Annotated in this window: 10 protein-coding genes; 5 read left to right on the top strand and 5 right to left on the bottom strand. The window is 47.8% G+C overall.

Annotated elements, in window-relative coordinates:
* Window positions 1-103 precede the first annotated feature (103 nt).
* Window positions 104-1,363 carry an NADP-dependent isocitrate dehydrogenase gene (gene icd, locus R0I52_RS02880; protein ID WP_317053071.1) on the bottom strand — a complete coding sequence of 420 codons (1,260 nt, stop codon included), beginning with the start codon at window positions 1,361-1,363 and terminating at the stop codon, window positions 104-106.
* A 577-nt stretch (window positions 1,364-1,940) separates the two neighbouring features.
* Between icd and R0I52_RS02875 the strand changes: the two genes are divergently transcribed.
* Both R0I52_RS02875 and R0I52_RS02870 read left to right on the top strand, forming a co-directional pair.
* Entirely contained in the window at window positions 1,941-2,573 is a 633-nt protein-coding gene (locus R0I52_RS02875; protein ID WP_317053070.1) for a pseudouridine synthase, read from the top strand.
* 109 nt (window positions 2,574-2,682) lie between these two features.
* Window positions 2,683-3,552, top strand: a complete 870-nt coding sequence (locus tag R0I52_RS02870) for a DUF305 domain-containing protein (protein ID WP_317053069.1) — start codon at window positions 2,683-2,685, stop codon at window positions 3,550-3,552.
* Window positions 3,553-3,685: 133 nt separating this feature from the next.
* On the opposite strand, the gene R0I52_RS02865 is transcribed toward R0I52_RS02870, so the two are convergent.
* Complete coding sequence (locus R0I52_RS02865) at window positions 3,686-5,698, bottom strand: M61 family metallopeptidase (protein ID WP_317053068.1); 2,013 nt, start codon at window positions 5,696-5,698, stop codon at window positions 3,686-3,688.
* Window positions 5,699-6,044: 346 nt separating this feature from the next.
* Here R0I52_RS02865 and R0I52_RS02860 point away from each other — a divergent pair, with 346 nt between their 5' ends.
* Window positions 6,045-6,530 carry a peptidylprolyl isomerase gene (locus tag R0I52_RS02860; RefSeq protein ID WP_075101756.1) on the top strand — a complete coding sequence of 162 codons (486 nt, stop codon included), beginning with the start codon at window positions 6,045-6,047 and terminating at the stop codon, window positions 6,528-6,530.
* Between the two features lie 541 nt (window positions 6,531-7,071).
* Here the strand turns inward: R0I52_RS02860 and R0I52_RS02855 are convergent.
* Entirely contained in the window at window positions 7,072-9,288 is a 2,217-nt protein-coding gene (locus R0I52_RS02855; RefSeq protein ID WP_317053088.1) for a carboxy terminal-processing peptidase, read from the bottom strand.
* A 606-nt stretch (window positions 9,289-9,894) separates the two neighbouring features.
* On the opposite strand from R0I52_RS02855, the gene nagZ reads away from it, so the two are divergent.
* Window positions 9,895-10,977 carry a beta-N-acetylhexosaminidase gene (nagZ, locus tag R0I52_RS02850; protein ID WP_317053067.1) on the top strand — a complete coding sequence of 361 codons (1,083 nt, stop codon included), beginning with the start codon at window positions 9,895-9,897 and terminating at the stop codon, window positions 10,975-10,977.
* Between the two features lie 149 nt (window positions 10,978-11,126).
* Here the strand turns inward: nagZ and R0I52_RS02845 are convergent, their stop codons facing one another.
* Both R0I52_RS02845 and R0I52_RS02840 read right to left on the bottom strand, forming a co-directional pair.
* Window positions 11,127-12,725 (bottom strand): OmpA family protein, encoded by a 1,599-nt coding sequence (locus tag R0I52_RS02845; RefSeq protein WP_317053066.1) that lies wholly within the window; start codon window positions 12,723-12,725, stop codon window positions 11,127-11,129.
* A gap of 332 nt (window positions 12,726-13,057) precedes the next feature.
* Window positions 13,058-14,656, bottom strand: coding sequence for a hypothetical protein (locus tag R0I52_RS02840; protein WP_317053065.1), 1,599 nt, complete (start codon window positions 14,654-14,656; stop codon window positions 13,058-13,060).
* Window positions 14,657-15,316: 660 nt separating this feature from the next.
* Between R0I52_RS02840 and R0I52_RS02835 the strand changes: the two genes are divergently transcribed.
* Window positions 15,317-15,925, top strand: a complete 609-nt coding sequence (locus R0I52_RS02835) for a rhomboid family intramembrane serine protease (RefSeq protein WP_317053064.1) — start codon at window positions 15,317-15,319, stop codon at window positions 15,923-15,925.
* Window positions 15,926-16,007: the final 82 nt, after the last annotated feature.

The raw sequence follows: 16,007 nt of genomic DNA, 5'->3' as shown, positions 1-16,007 counted from the left end.
AAAACACCCTTTAGATCTGAAATCTAAGGGGTGTTTTTTTGTTTATTTTTAGGATGCGTCCTTATGTAAAGACGCAGATTCGGTTGCAGACATACCCCGGCGTTTAAGCGTGCATGTGCTTGATAATGGCTTTACCAAACTCAGAGGTACTCAGCAAAATAGCATCTGGCATTAACCGCTCAAAGTCATAGGTCACTGTTTTATTGGCAATCGCCCCTTGGATACCGCTGATGATCAAATCAGCCGCTTCCGTCCAGCCCATGTCACGCAGCATCATCTCAGCTGATAAGATGAGCGACCCTGGGTTAACTTTGTTTTGTCCAGCATATTTGGGCGCCGTACCATGCGTCGCCTCATAAACCGCGATTGCGCCGCCTTTATTGGCACCTGGTGCAATACCGATACCGCCTACTTCTGCTGCAAGAGCGTCGGATATATAGTCGCCGTTTAGGTTGAGCGTTGCCACCACTGAATAATCAGCAGGACGCATGAGGATTTGCTGCAAAAAGGCATCAGCGATGACGTCTTTGATGATGATGTCATTGCCTGTTTTTGGGTTTTTCATCGTCATCCAAGGCCCGCCATCCAATAGCTCGGCACCGAAGCGCTCGGCGGCAAGCTCATAGCCCCAATCCTTAAACGCGCCTTCAGTAAATTTCATGATATTACCCTTATGCACCAAGGTGACACTAGGCAGATCATTGTCGATGGCATACTGAATGGCCTTACGCACTAAGCGCTGCGAGCCTTCTTTTGAGACAGGCTTGATGCCGATACCGCAGTCATCATCGAAGCGAATCTTGGTGACGCCCATCTCTTCTTTTAAAAACTTAATGACCTTCTTAGCCTCGTCACTGCCCGCCTTCCATTCGATGCCAGCATAGATATCTTCTGAGTTTTCACGAAAGATCACCATGTCCGTAAGCTCAGGATGCTGCACTGGGCTTGGCACCCCTTCAAACCAGCGCACAGGCCGCTGGCACACATACAAGTCGAGCTCTTGGCGTACCGCGACATTGAGCGAGCGAAAACCGCCGCCCACTGGGGTCGTCAATGGCCCTTTGATACTGATGACATAGTCTTTTAAAATCTCCAGCGTCTCGTTGGGCAAATAATCCCCATCGTATACCTTTGCCGCTTTTTCACCGAGATAGGTTTCCATCCAAATGATGGATTTTTTGCCATGATAGGCCTTATCTACTGCTGCATTGACGACTTTTATCATCACAGGCGTGATATCGACTCCGATACCATCACCCTCGACAAAAGGGATAATCGGATGATTGGGCACATTTAAAGACAAGTCAGCATTTACCGTGACTTTTTCGCCGTCTCTTGGGACGATCACTTTATCGTAGGACATGGGTGACACTCCTTAGTTATTTAATTATGAGTTATTTAATTATATATCTTGGTTATTTATCGTTATTTTGCCAATCTGATGATTAACGCCTTATGTCATTTACCATACTGCAAAACTTACCAGAACCATAGAGGATAAAAACACAACTGGCTCATAACGAGCATAATTATAAAGATAGTTTATACAGCATTAACAAATCACAAGACGTTATATGCTAGGGTTCTGATGAGACGCGACCGCCTGCTATTTCGCCATTTATCGTTTAAATTTATATAACAGTTTTATATTCAACTGGCTATATAGCCGAGTCCAAACAAACCAGATACGTGGCTATCAATGCGTTCTAATGAAACGTTGTGTCGTTTTATATCGGATTGACTATGCCGCCTATCGGGATATCAAAGATATAAAACCATAATGGCAACATGGTGTTTATTCACCGATGGGACGGTGTTATAGTCGCAGCATTCAAAACCGATACCACACCAACGGTTACAAGCGGCGCTGTTTATACTTGTTTTATACTTCATAGTGTCCTTTGACCGCTTTGTCAGTTTATTTTAGGAATGTTTACACCATGCCGAGCTCTAGTCTCATTTTATTTAATAAGCCTTATGGGGTGCAAAGTCAGTTCCGTGACGACAATAATAATGACCACGCCACCCTATCGGCATACTTTACCGATAAGTCGCTGCGAGTGGCGGGCCGGCTTGATGCAACCTCAGAGGGGCTACTGATTTTGACCAGTGATGGCCGAGTCAACAAGGCCATCACCCAGCCACCATCGGCGGCGAGCTTTAAAAAAGACAAGCACAAGCAAGGCAAAACCTATTTGGTGCAAGTCGAAGGGATAGCAACGCCTGCACAGCTACAAGCCCTGAGCAAAGGCGTGCACTTAAAAGACGGCAAAACCTTACCTGCGCTCGCTCAGATGGTCACAGAGGCGGATTTGCCAATAGCCTTATGGCCCCGCAATCCACCGATACGTGAGCGCAAAAACATCCCAACGTCTTGGCTAATGCTGACCATCTACGAAGGCAAAAACCGCCAAGTCAGGCGTATGACCGCTCATGTGGGTCTGCCGTGTCTGCGTTTGATACGCTGGTCGGTTGCAGGGTTTGAGCTAGGCCGTTTGGGGGTCGGTGAGTTTGTCCGTATTCATCTAAATGACGAGCGCTGTCGACAATTAGGGATTGGGCACACGCTCTAAACATCATGTCTCGAACTGGCAAGGTTTATCTGTTAAGATTCAGCACATTACGAATATTATCTCATCACTCGTCTTTTTTTATTACTGCCGCTTATAATAGGAATATGTCATGATTGCTTCTCGTCGCTTTTCTTTGCTTGCCACCAGTATTGCTGCTGCGCTGATATTAAGTGCCTGTCAGCCGGCAACTGAGGATGAGGCGACGCCTAGCGATACCGCAACGCCGCCCGTGACCGACCTAGAGGTCAACCCAGCGGATGCGCAAACGGATGATGTGCTAGCAGAAGATGATGCAGCAAACGAGACACAAATGACCGATATGCTCAGAGACTATACGAAGGCGATGACGCGTATGCACGATGAGATGATGATCGGTATGGGTTATAACGATCCTGATACCGCGTTTGCCAAAGCCATGCTTGGTCATCATCGCGGGGCAATTGAGATGGCGAAGATCCAGCTAAAACACGGGACAGATGATAGCATGCGGCAACTGGCGCAAAACGTCATTGATGCCCAGCAGCCAGAGATTGATACGTTAAATAAATGGCTTGCCAGCCACCCCGACACCGTCAAAACCAACCCGCATACAGAAGCCATGCAGCAGGCGTATGCCAGAAGCATGGATGTCTTACACGGTGATATGGTGCTTGGTATCGCCGACCCGCAGCCAGACATGGCGTTTGCTCGCGGTATGCTGCCGCATCATATCGGCGCGGTAGATATGGCCAACGTACAGCTCAAGTACGGTACTGACGAAGAGATGTGCCAGTTGGCACAAAGCATCATCGACACCCAGCAAGCTGAGATTGAGTTGATGCAAAAATGGATTGCAAGCCATAGCGCGGACACCGCTGAGACAAATACCAGTGCAGATGCGGACTCTACTACTGAGGCGTCAGACGATCATGCTCAATCGTCTCAATCTCAGCCGTCTAAGGAGCCTGCTACAGCACCTGTCAAAGATGGTGAGTCGTAAATATACATGAATACATATGGCAAGCCAGCTGTGTCACCAATCCTCTCTCTGGCGACACAGCGAACCGCCTTTAGCCTTTAGCCTTTAGCCTCTAATCTACTCTACTCTCAGACAACGAAAGGGCGACTTTAACCTACCTATCCGCCCACACATTTAGCCATGTATGCCAGCCTGCTTGGATCGGCGATGCCGCCTCATCACTGGGCGATGTGCTGGTGGGCGTTGCAAGATGCAAAGTGACTTTATAAGAGCTATCTTGATGGAGGCCATCTTTATAAAGGCTATCTTGCTCAGTATCTGCCGGTGCTCCTTTGTTTTCGGCGGCCGCTTTGGGTAATACGGTGACCGACATCAGCTCATCTCGGCGAAACAAATGACAGTCAATCTTGCGCGCAGACGTACTCAGAGACAATAGCTGTTTGGCATCGGCTTTGATACCATCGATGGCGACGATCACATCATGGGCGGAGATACCCGCACGCGCCGCTGCACTACCGCGCAGGACTCGATTGACTTTGAGGCCTGCTGGGGTGTCGCTACAGCGCATACCCCAAGGCATGTGCTTGTCCGCCGTATCCTTACTATTGACATGTAACTTGACACCATTGGCACTCAGCAATGTCTGTATCGGCAATTCCTCAACGCCATTAACGTAGCGGCGCTCAAAGTCCTGCCAGACATCAAGCGGCATAAACTGACTGATGACCGCGCCCATATCGGCACTGCTGATACCGATGCGCTTCTTGTCATTTTGCTTGGCCTGTCGATAGAATGCCTGTATCACCTCAAACAAGCGATAGCGTCCCTTGGTTTTCTCAAGCAAAGTCAGATCCAAACAAAGCGCTACCAAGGCGCCTTTATTATAATAACTGATACCTGCGTTACCTGTGTTTTCATCATTGCGATACAGCTTAATCCAAGCATCAAAGCTCGACTCAGCCACGCTCTGATATGCGCGCCCTGGCGTCTGGTAGTAGCGATTGATTTGCTCAGCCAGCAGCTTCAGATAGCTGGCTTTATCGATAACGCCTGATGCTTGCAGCATAAAGTCGTCCACATAAGAGGTAAAGCCCTCAAATACCCACAGCAAAGGCGTAAAGGCCTCCTTTCGAAGATCAACCTCGAGCATCACATCGGGGCGCACCGTCTTGACCCACCATGCGTGGAAGTACTCGTGACTACACAAGCCCAAAAAACGCTGATAATCGCTGCTGGGTATTTTTGGCTCATCGACACTTGGCAGGTCGCGGCGCGGGGTGATCAGGCTGGTAGAATTGATATGCTCAAGCCCGCCATAGTCCTGCCCACTGGCAAAGGTCATAAAGGTATAATCTGCAAAAGGCGCATCGCCTAGCCAGTCTACATAGCTTTGGCATATCTGAGTGATGTCCTGCTGCAACCTGCCCATATTGCTGCTGTGCTTGCCTGACAGATAAAAACGGTGACGTAGCGTCTGATGCGCGCTGTCTTGAATAATAAAATCAAACCTATCTTGCTCGGCAATCTCAAACGGATAGTCAATCAAGTCATGATAGCTGGGCACTTGTAGCGCAAAGCACAGCTGCCCCTCTAGCTGCAGCTCTGTGTAGTCCAGGCCTATCGCCAGACAAACACGCGCCTCATCCTTATCTGCCAAAAACGTTGCAGGAACGATGAGACTCACTTGCAGCTTTTGCTGCTCTTGCCCTTCAACAGCCAATGCAAGCGAGGTAAAATTGCCATACAGTCGCTGCTGATCGACGTAGGCGGTACGCACCGACAGATCATAACAGTAGACCTCATAATGAACGCTGACGCTCTGCCCTGCCTTTATCTGCGGAAGCTGCCATGTATGCTTGTCTATTTTTTGGCCACGATAAGACTGTGACGACGTATCACGAGCTGTATCCTGCTCATCTAGCACCTGATAATGGACAGCGGTAATATTGCGAGCAAACTCGCGCATCAAGTAGCTGCCTGGTATCCATGCAGGTAGCCAAAGCTGCGGTCCATCGGTGCTGGCGGTAAAGCTCAGCGTCACATCCACCAAGTGCTCAGCAAAACGGGCAAAATCGAAACGATAACGAATGTCGATGTCTGCTGTACTCTGTACGTTGGCATCATAGTTGGCTGGCTGCTCATTGGTCTTTGAGGTAGTCTTTGTCATTTTCTTGTCTCATTTTTATGGTTATCATTATGGTAGAAGCCCGACAGACAAAACGCAACTGATAAGCGTTTTATACTGGAGCACTCAGGCATCTGGCGAGTCCATCCGTTTATATTTCAAAAAAAATAGCTATTTAACGTGATTAATTGGCATTTTTTCTGTTTTTTGCCTTGAAAGTTATCAAAGCCATCTCAATTAAAGATGCTAACTGCTAAAGTTACTTTTACAAACCGAAATAAACTGATGATAATTGACTAATGACGTGGCTATTTGGCTGGCTGATTGGCTTTTTTAGGTTTATTGCAACCGTATTTAATTTTTTACATCGATATATTTAGGATATTTTATGACTACTATCGCAAAAGACACCGCCGTCACATTCAATTACACGCTAAAAGACGACGAAGGCAACATCCTTGACCAATCGCCAGAAGGTCAACCACTTGCCTATCTACATGGTCACAGCAATATCATCCCAGGTCTAGAAAAACAACTAGAAGGCAAATCTGCTGGCGAAAAAGTAAACGCTGTCGTAGAGCCTGCTGATGGCTACGGTGAGTACCAAGAGCAAGCGGTACAGCACGTGCCACGTGAAAACTTCCAAGGTGTCGACGATATCCAGCCTGGTATGCAGTTCCAGTCAGAAGCGGGCGGCCAAGTGATGCTAGTGACCGTCACGGCAGTAAACGACAAAGAAATCACTGTCGATGCCAACCATCCATTGGCTGGTAAGCGTTTGACGTTTGATGTTGAGATTCAAGAAGTGCGCGCTGCTACTGAAGACGAGCTAAACCACGGCCATGTACATGGCGCTGGTGGCGTTCAGCACTAATCGCTACTTGCATTTGATAAGCAGTAAAAGGTCTGGTGGCTTTAAGATACATCAGCCAACTGGCCAACAGGGTCGACTCAATTGAGTCGGCTTTTTTTATGCCTGCTGTTTTGTGCCTGCTCGTTTATACGGTACGTTTATGGGAGCAGCGTTTTTAACAGCTGACCGAACTATGCTAGCACAAGTGTCATTGAGAGCGGCACAATGGTTTACCACTAAATCGTCATCCTTTAGACGTAACAAAGCCGCATAACGACAAGCATTATGCGGCTTTTATCACTAACCATCCATGTTAATGTTATCAAATACCTAATCCCGGGGTATCTCATAACTGACAGGCATCCAGCCTTATCATCCCTAATCAGTAAACCACCTATCCCTGATGCGACCTTTAAGATACCAATCCCTAGTATCCCTGAACCGTTCCGTTCAATCGTGCCGTACAGTTATAATCGCAGATTGCCCTATCGTTAGTAAGAGGTCGAAACGTCAATCGGTGTAAGCATATGCTTACATACCATTGTTATCTCGATAGCACTCGTCATTTCTCTAGCGCCTCTTTAGGGCTCAGCAGCTGCTTCGGTTCTGCGCTTAGCATGATATAAGCAGCTTCATTGATAAAGGCTTCATCCTCTGGCAGCTCTGGGCGCTCATTGGCTTTCATCTGACTGCGCTCTTCAAATTTTGCATCCATCGCCGCTTGATAGGTATTCCAGTCACTATAAGGCTTTTCGCCCGTTGCAATCAGACGCTTGTTTTCTGCCTCAAGCGAGCGTTTTTCGATCAGCTGCATCTTGGCGCGGCGGCTGTTGATATCCAAGCGAATGGGTTTTTTCTCATCTTCCATATCACGGATATCATTAAGCATTGAAAGATAAACGAACTGCGGGTTTTGCTGTTGGCGAATCTTGGATTGTTGATTGAGTGTCGCCAAGGTATCGCTGCTAAACTTACCCTCAGGCTTGTACGGCGCTGTCTTGATGGTATCCCAAGGCAGGGCTTTTTTCTGCGCGCGCTCTCCAAAGGTCGCATCATCATAGATATTGACCAGCTCGATATCTGGGACGACGCCTTTGTTTTGCGTACTGCCGCCCGTCACACGATAAAACTTACGCTGAGTCAAGGTCGCTGTCCCAAGCGCTAAACTATCAAGCTGGATCTGAGCAGAGCCTTTACCGGTGGTCGTACTACCAACGACCAGTCCGCGTCCGTAGTCTTGGATAGCGGCAGCAAAGATTTCGCTGGCTGAGGCAGATGCTAAATTGGTCAGTACTACCATTTTGCCATCATACAGCTGCTCGCCGCCATCGTTGTCGCGGTAGACTTGGATGTTGCCACGGTTGTCACGAATCTGCACGAGCGGCCCGCTCTTGATAAAAAAGCCCAGCATCTTGGCCACTTCATCCAAAGAGCCGCCAGGGTTGTTGCGTAAATCCACCACAAGACCATCGATATTTTCTTTATTAAGGGCTTTTAGCGCCTTTTCGGTATCGATACTGACGCTGCGATAGTCTTCGCCATTGCGCCGTGCGCGGTAATTGAGATAAAAACTGGGTATCTCAAGCACACCGATACGTTTGGGCGTTTTGTCGATATTAGGACGCTGTACTTCGACGATGCGATGCTTGACGCCCGACTCTTCTTGTTGAATGATATCGCGCACCACCGTCACGGTGCGAGCACTTGAGTCTGGCGTATTGGGCTGACGTAGTTTAAGAGTCACTGAGGTGCCGCGCTTACCGCGAATCAAACTGACAATCTCTCGCGTCGACCAGCCGACCACATCGGTCATGTTTTTGCCGTCTTTGGCGATACCGACGATCAAGTCATTGGGTTTTATCTGGCCAGTTTTGGCTGCAGGGCCACCATCGACTAGCGTGACAATGCGCGTATAGTCTGGGTTTTTGCGATCTGGGCGAATCGATACACCGATGCCTTCTAGTTGCAAGCTTGACTGAATTTGCAGCTCAGTCGCTTGAATAGGCGCATAATAGTTGCTGTGTGGGTCATAGGTCAGCATCGCTGTATTTAAAATCGTCTCCATGATTTCATCGTCTTTGAGACGTTTAAACTGCTCTTGCTGACGTGTGAGACGTTTGAGTAATATCTCACTTGGTGTGCGTTTGTCATCACGGACGAGGTCTTGACCACGCGTGATATCGGGGTTGTTTAAAAATACCTGCTCTTTGGCTTTTTCGTCTTCTTGCCCTAAGGTGATGCTAATCAGCTGAAATTTTAGCTGGCGCGTCCAGTAGTCACGTTGCTCTTTTTTGGTCTTAAAATGCCCAAGCTTTTCACGGTCTAAAATGATGGTCTCATCACCCGTCAAATCAATATCGGTCTTGAGCATTTTACTTGCCATGGCGAAGTACTCACTTGAGCGCTTGCGATAACGCTCAAATATCTCCACCCCCGCCGACAAATCTCCACGCTTGAGCCGCGCGCCAAACTCGTCAGCGTATTTTTTATTAAACTCATCGACATCAGATTGCAAAAACAAAGTGTGATTGGGGTCTAGGCTATCGATATACATCGATAAAATCTCGCTACCCATTTTGCTATCGAGTGGCTGATTGAGATAATGACTACGATCTAGCAAGGCGGCGACTTGGCGCGTGGTGACTTTTTGTTCAGGCGTCGGTACAAAGCCTTCGGTGCTGGTCTCTGCCACAGCGGTGCTATAGCTTTGGGTTAAAATGATACCGGCGATGCCCACTGACACTGCACTGAGTAACCACTGTGCTGGTTGTTTTTTCATCATATATACCTAGTTTTTTAAGTGAGTAATAATATCGTTATTGTAAAAACCCAGAAGGCTTTGCTCTGCTGCTATCTTAATACCGTCTTTGTCATTACAACCATTGGTATCGCAGATTGTAGTGGTTGTAATAGTTGACTACCTATACGGCATTCTATACAGAATTGACCAGATAGCATTAAAATATCGTGAAAAATCAATCAATATTATCACGAGCATCCATATAAAACTGTCTTAAACTGTATAAACAATCTTACACGCTACGCCGCTCTGTACCAAACTTTCTGTCATATTTGTCACAGTCCATCTTTGCGTTGCTAGTGCTTTTTGTACATCGACGAGATCACTCATTAAACCTCATAAGCCTATAAATTTAAAGCCATTTATCTGGCGCATTATACGCCGTGCCTAATAACTGTCATAATAAGCCCATCTACACAATATACTAAGGCATGTCTGTCGCGAGCCGACGGGACTTAAGCTGTACAGTCTTCACAAATACCGTCACCCGCCTTAGTACTCCTTATTGTTAATCTTATTAAATGACAGTAACAGCCGTATTTTAAGATAACCACTTATCAAGTAATAACCAAAAAGGATAACGCAATGTATGGCGTTTTAATGATTGATATCGATAGTACCGCCCTGACCGCTGAAGATGTCAGTTTAATCAAACAAGCACAAGTCGGCGGTGTGATTTTGTTTGCCCGCAACGTCACTGACGCCGCGCAAGTGCGCCAGCTGTGTGATGACATACGCTACCACAACCCTGATATCTTGATCGGCGTCGATCAAGAAGGTGGACGCGTGGCACGACTACGCAACGGCTTTAGCCCTTTGCCAGCGATGGGCAAGCTGGGTGAACGGTTTGAGCAAGATCCGGCGCAGGCGCTGAGCCTCGCTTATGACTGCGGCTATCTGATGGCGACAGAGGTGCTGGCCGTGGGGATTGATTTGAGCTTTGCGCCTGTGCTTGATAGAGGCGGTATCAGCCAAGTCATCGGCGATCGCAGCTTTCATCAAGCGCCGCAAGCCATCATTGCCTTGGCCTCTCAGTTTATGCGCGGCATGAAAACCGCTGGCATGGCAACCACAGGTAAACATTTCCCTGGGCACGGTGCCATCGCACCTGACTCACACGTGGCAGAAGCAATTGATAATCGCAGCTTGGATGAGATCATCAATAGTGATATGCAGCCATTTGCCCAAACCCTACCATGGCTCGATGCGCTGATGCCCGCCCATGTGATTTTTTCGCAAGTGGATAATAAACCTGCAGGGTTTTCAAAGATTTGGCTACAAGACATCATCCGTGAGCAGTTAAAGTTTGATGGCGTGCTGTTTTCAGATGATTTGTCGATGGCAGGTGCGCAGGCGGCAGGCGATGTCAGTGCGCGGGTAAAAGCGGCCATCAACGCAGGCTGCGATATTGCTTTGGTCTGTAATGACCGTATCGCGGCTCATGAAGCCGCCCAAGCAGCGCAAGAGCTGCCCTATCCCAACCAAAACCGTGTCAAATCTATGTCCGGCAAGATACCTGCATGGCAAGGCGATCTTGAGTCAACTTGTCAGCAGTTTGACCACTGGCAGCAAGCCAAGCAAAACGTAACGCAGGCGTTTTTTGCAGCGGCCGAGACATCTGCTAATTATTCTGCTAGTGACTCAATAGACCCCACCGCTTATAAATAAGCGCTGCTCGTTTTTATCGCCATTTTTAAAGTGAGGACACATCCTAAATTCTATACTTTATTTTGTGTTCATTGCATTTTTGATAAATAAAGACCGCATTTTAAAATGCGGTTTTTATGAGCGTAGCTGATATTTGAACGCAGCTGATATTAGTTTGCTGGATCGATAACGCTACCTTGGGTGACGTCATCACCATCTGGCAATAAGTCATCGTTGTTGCTATCTAGCGGGTTTAAGTCTGGATCAAGCGCATCGTTACTGATTGTCGTGCCAGCATCTGCATTTGCCACGTTGAACTCATCGTTCACTACAAACTCGATGCGGCGATTGCGGAAACGGCCTTGTTCAGTTGAGTTATCAGCGATTGGCTCTGATTCACCCATACCTTTGGTGGCCAATTTGCTGGCATCGACTCCTTGGGCGACCAAATACTCTTTGACAGCATCGGCGCGCTCTTGTGACAGCTCGATATTGTAGTCATCAGACGCTTGGCTATCTGTATGGCCGATAATCATCAGCTTCATATCTGGTACTTCGGTGATGATTTTGGCCGCGCGGTCTAGTAGCGCTTTGTTGGCATCAGGGATGATCGCTTTGTCCAATTCAAAATTAATCACTTGTATACTCAGCGCGCGCGCCACATCACGAGGGTCTGGATTTTCACCCAAGTTGTTCATAGCGGCATCAGCGGCCGTTAGACTATCGTCAATCTCACCTTGTAAGTCCAGTGGGCCTTCCGCTTGAACAGTCATGGCTGGCGCAGCCGCTTGTAAATCGGTCACTAACTGTTGTAACGCAGCCTCGTCTGGGGCATTGACGGTGATGGTATCACCCTTGATGAGCATACTGGCGTTTGGCACGTTTTTGACGATGGGCAAAATAGAAGCAAGCTGAGCGGCGGCTGGCATATCGGTGGCAAAGTTATCATCGACGTCTGCGCGGCATTTATTGGCTTCATCGCCAAATGCGGCTGTCAATGCGTTCATCACTTTGCTTTGTAGGGTTTCGTCACCGGCATTCATACGGCAGGCATACAGCTCATTGTTTTCGCCTGTCGCGATACGCAGTGAGGCAGGCTCTACATCTGCGGCAACTGCCACTTGCTCATCGCCTGCTGCTTGTTGCTCACTGGCGACTGGTGTGGCAACTGGCTCAGGGTTTTCTTGACAGCCTCTGAGCAGCGCCCATGCCAATGCCCCCAAAATAATCAAACCAATAATCGGTAGCAGCGCTTTCATAAAGCTGCCTTTTTCTTCTTCAGTATGCTGCAATGGCGCGGTGCTGGTGGTATCAGAGATACGAGTACCCGCAGCTGGGGTAGCCGCCAACATACCAGCTGGCAAGACCGTACTTGCCCATGCCGGGATATGATGCTGGTAACTGGCCAAATTATCATTTAAGAACTGCGGCACAGGCGTGGTGCCTGCTAAGCTTTTGATTTCATGAAATGCGAGCGGTGCTGCCATCGCAATCAAGCCGCGAGCGGCGGTAGCATCGACATTGTGCTTGTCCGCCAGCTCACGCGAGATTTGATCGCGGTGAGCGCCTTCTGTCCAGACGCGGTCATAAAACCCTTGATCGTCACGGGCGATGTTTTCATTTGCAAAGCGTCCATAAGTATCATGATCAGCAAGACGCGCGGCAAAGATAGCATAAAACTGCTCAAGCAAGCTTTCTTTGGCTGGGCTGTGATCATCTCCTAGTACTGCAGGGCTGACGGTCCGTGTTAGATGACTGATAATATCCATTAGATAATTCCTCCGTTAATACGTATTTATGTAATTACACTCTTCACAATGCTTTTTTTAACAATACTTTATAGGTTCAACACTTTGTAGGTTCAACTCATACATTCAACTTTTGTTATTATAAAAGTATTAAGTATCCGTTCACAATCAACAGGTTGTTGTGCAAATGCTACGTTAAGTAATGTTTCAGTTGAGACACGTAACTATCTCACCCTAAAGCCCGCCCAAATGCGACTGTCCGACAAAAGCTTAGAAAAAGACTTAGAGAAAGACTTAAAGGAGAACACAGAGACAATTTTTTAGTAAAACGATCCATCTGTAGCCTCACATCGCTACCTAACTTTTGCTGGCTCGGCGACGATTATACTACTTGCCATTTCATCTACCTCTGATAGCGAAATAGGGCCTGATGGCCTAGCTTGGTTGTCATTAGACGGCATGTTATTGGGCAGGTCATTAGGAGCCGTGTTGGGCATATCGGCTGGTATACTGGCATCCTTGTTGGGCGCAGGCATAACGCTATCGCCTGTTTCATCGTCTGTTGCCTGATATTCGCCAGTACCAGTAGCATTATTGAGATACTGGTCATTGGGGTATGCATCATTGCTCAGACTGTCAGCATCACCCAATTCGCTGTTTGCCGCGCTCGGGTTATCAGGCAAAGGGATGGGTGCGGTACTATCGATGACCATGGCTGGCGCCAAAGCACGCATCTCACTGAGCAAATGCTGTAGCAGCATAGTATCTGGCGCTTCTAGCGTAAGTCGATCGTTTTGTAGATGCAAGCGGGCAAAGGGCGTGGATCTTAGCATCGTCAACATATTGGGCAATAGCTCCGCTGGTAAATTAGCAATACTGTTGGCAACCCCTTCTTGTACGGTAAACTGACATATCGTTGCCTGCTCACCAAAGCTTGATCTGAGCGCTTGCTGCAAGGTGTTTTGTAGTGCTGTATCACCGACAATCGCACTACAAGTGTATAGATTGCCACTATCGTCCACACCTACAATAACCTCAACGGGCGTCGACGCGGCTACTGGCTCAGGCGCAGGCGGCACGGACACAGGCTCGGTGACAACTGGCTCGGCTGGCGGCGCGCTATTGGGTTTTAGGACAAACGCCCATAAAGCAAGGCCAAGCGCAGCCACCGCCAGCAACAACAAAAACACCCGCACCAACAAGTCACGGCACTGATTACGGCTGCGTACCCTTTCTTGCTTTAGACTGGTGTTTTTGGCCAGATGATGCGCCGCTGGATTGGCATGGATAGCGCTACCTGCTTTATTAAAATGCCCCTCAGAACCATGTGTACCATAGGCACGTGCATTAGAGTCATCGGTATCGTTTGGGTTAATAGGCGCATGGGTAACCGTCGCTGCCTCGGCAGCCGTCTCAGGATCAGTTAAGCCGCCGCTGGTTTCGGCAGTTGACGATACACTAGGCGCGGCCGCATCGGGTTTTGGTGGTCTGCCTATACTGGCCGTAGCCATAGCCGCGGTGATGATAGGTGCTGACCATATCGGTAAATATGGGCGCAGCTCTGACATCTGCTGCTGTAGAAATGCGGGCAAAAACTGGCCATTTGCCAAGATCATAAGCTCCCGATAGACCAGCGGCGCGGCATTGATCAGTAGCTGTTTGGTCGCGGTTTCATCAATATGATGATCGGCTGCCAGCGCTTGTATCATCTCTTGCTTTACTGCAGAGTCTGGCCATAGCTGCGTAAAAAACGGACGCTCTACAGCCGCATCTGCACGGATTATCTCATCGCTACGCAATAGCTCAGAGTATATATCTGGCTGAGCCAAACGGGCAGCCAAAACCGCATAAAACTGCTCAAGCAAACTGACATAAGCCACGCTTTGGTGACTCGCCTGCTCACCTAAGACAGCTGGGGTCACGGTTTGCTCTAGTTGATCGATGATACTCATAGACGACTGCCTCTATCGGCCATTGATGGAAAGTTACAAAATGACAAGCTTGTGTTTTATTATGACTAGGGTTGACGCTATTGAAAAGCAGTATCGGTAAAGAAAAAGTACTGGCTGTAAGCTTTAGATAAAAACACCAGTGTCGCAAAACCACGCCGACATTGATGACCTATCATGCCCGCTCAAACGTTACCTTAGTCAGGTTTGACTGCTCTCAATCATTGCACGGCTACATTATTCACCAGAAAAGCATAAAAATGCAGCGTTTTGTCACATAATAGATTTTGGCATTGGCTCAACTACTGTTAGTATTATGATTGACCTCGGTGCTCGATCAGCAATAGTGGGTTTGTTATAAAACCGCTAGCGTAGGGCTGGGCCCGATACGGCTTATGCTAGGATTACGTAGACTTAAGATACATAAAAATAAAGTGATATAGGTTCAGTAGGCACAGCCGATAAGTAAAATGTAGCCCTCTAGGAGCACAATTTTAGCGTATTGATTTTTAAGTGGACTATCGCTAAAAACACAATTTATCATAAACCCTTGGTTATGAAGCTAGTAACGATCGTCAGTTTTTATGCAGCCGTAACGCTTAGGCTTTGAACGTTGTCATTTGTCGCATTGTCATACATCAGGCGCGGCCTAAGGATTTTTCTTTGTTAAACCATACCACTCTTATCATTATTATTACGGTTATCATCAGCTTGTTGGCATGGCAAAACAAACGCTTGTTTAACCGTTTTATTTTTTATCCACCAGCGGTAAACAACGGTCAGTGGGATCGTTTTGTGACGCATGGTTTTATTCATGCCGACAGTATGCATCTATTGTTTAACATGTTTACGCTGTATTTTTTTGGTCGCGCTATCGAAGGGCTATACCAGCCGTTTTTATTTGGCTATGGATTTGTGGTGTTTTATGTGCTTGCCATTATTATCGCCATAGTGCCAAGCTATCTAAAAAATAAAAACAATGCCAGCTATCTGAGTCTTGGCGCGTCAGGCGGGGTTTCAGCGGTGCTGTTTGCCTTTATCTTGCTGGCACCGTGGGAAAGCCTTTACTTGTTTGCCATTGTTCCGATTCCGGCGATTTTGTTTGCAGTAGCGTATGTGGCTTATAGTATTTATGCAGATAGGCGCGGCGGCTCAAATATCAATCATATGGCGCATATGTGGGGCGGCGCGTTTGGGGTGGTGGCCACGATTGTTTTAGAGCCGCGTGTCTTGCCGCATTTTCTCAACGCGCTGCTGTCGCCAAGTTTTTAGCGCCGCTATGGCTATGGCTGATAATGGCCGATAGACAATCATCTCATTGATGGTTTGACTTTCTATGTATTGCGTTTTTATA

It is taken from the genome of Psychrobacter sp. CAM01, assembly GCF_032842965.1.
Classification (GTDB): Bacteria; Pseudomonadota; Gammaproteobacteria; order Pseudomonadales; family Moraxellaceae; genus Psychrobacter; species Psychrobacter celer.
Note: the sequence above shows the minus strand (reverse complement) of the source record. Positions and strands in the feature narration are given on the sequence as shown.

Excerpts from the sequence above, each read along its gene's own strand:
- R0I52_RS02845 (WP_317053066.1), bottom strand. The coding sequence starts at position 12,725 with ATGGATATTATCAGTCATCTAACACGGACCGTCAGCCCTGCAGTACTA.
- R0I52_RS02855 (WP_317053088.1), bottom strand. The coding sequence starts at position 9,288 with ATGAAAAAACAACCAGCACAGTGGTTACTCAGTGCAGTGTCAGTGGGC.
- R0I52_RS02870 (WP_317053069.1), top strand. The coding sequence starts at position 2,683 with ATGATTGCTTCTCGTCGCTTTTCTTTGCTTGCCACCAGTATTGCTGCT.
- R0I52_RS02860 (WP_075101756.1), top strand. The coding sequence starts at position 6,045 with ATGACTACTATCGCAAAAGACACCGCCGTCACATTCAATTACACGCTA.
- R0I52_RS02840 (WP_317053065.1), bottom strand. The coding sequence starts at position 14,656 with ATGAGTATCATCGATCAACTAGAGCAAACCGTGACCCCAGCTGTCTTA.
- R0I52_RS02865 (WP_317053068.1), bottom strand. The coding sequence starts at position 5,698 with ATGACAAAGACTACCTCAAAGACCAATGAGCAGCCAGCCAACTATGAT.
- nagZ (WP_317053067.1), top strand. The coding sequence starts at position 9,895 with ATGTATGGCGTTTTAATGATTGATATCGATAGTACCGCCCTGACCGCT.
- icd (WP_317053071.1), bottom strand. The coding sequence starts at position 1,363 with ATGTCCTACGATAAAGTGATCGTCCCAAGAGACGGCGAAAAAGTCACG.
- R0I52_RS02875 (WP_317053070.1), top strand. The coding sequence starts at position 1,941 with ATGCCGAGCTCTAGTCTCATTTTATTTAATAAGCCTTATGGGGTGCAA.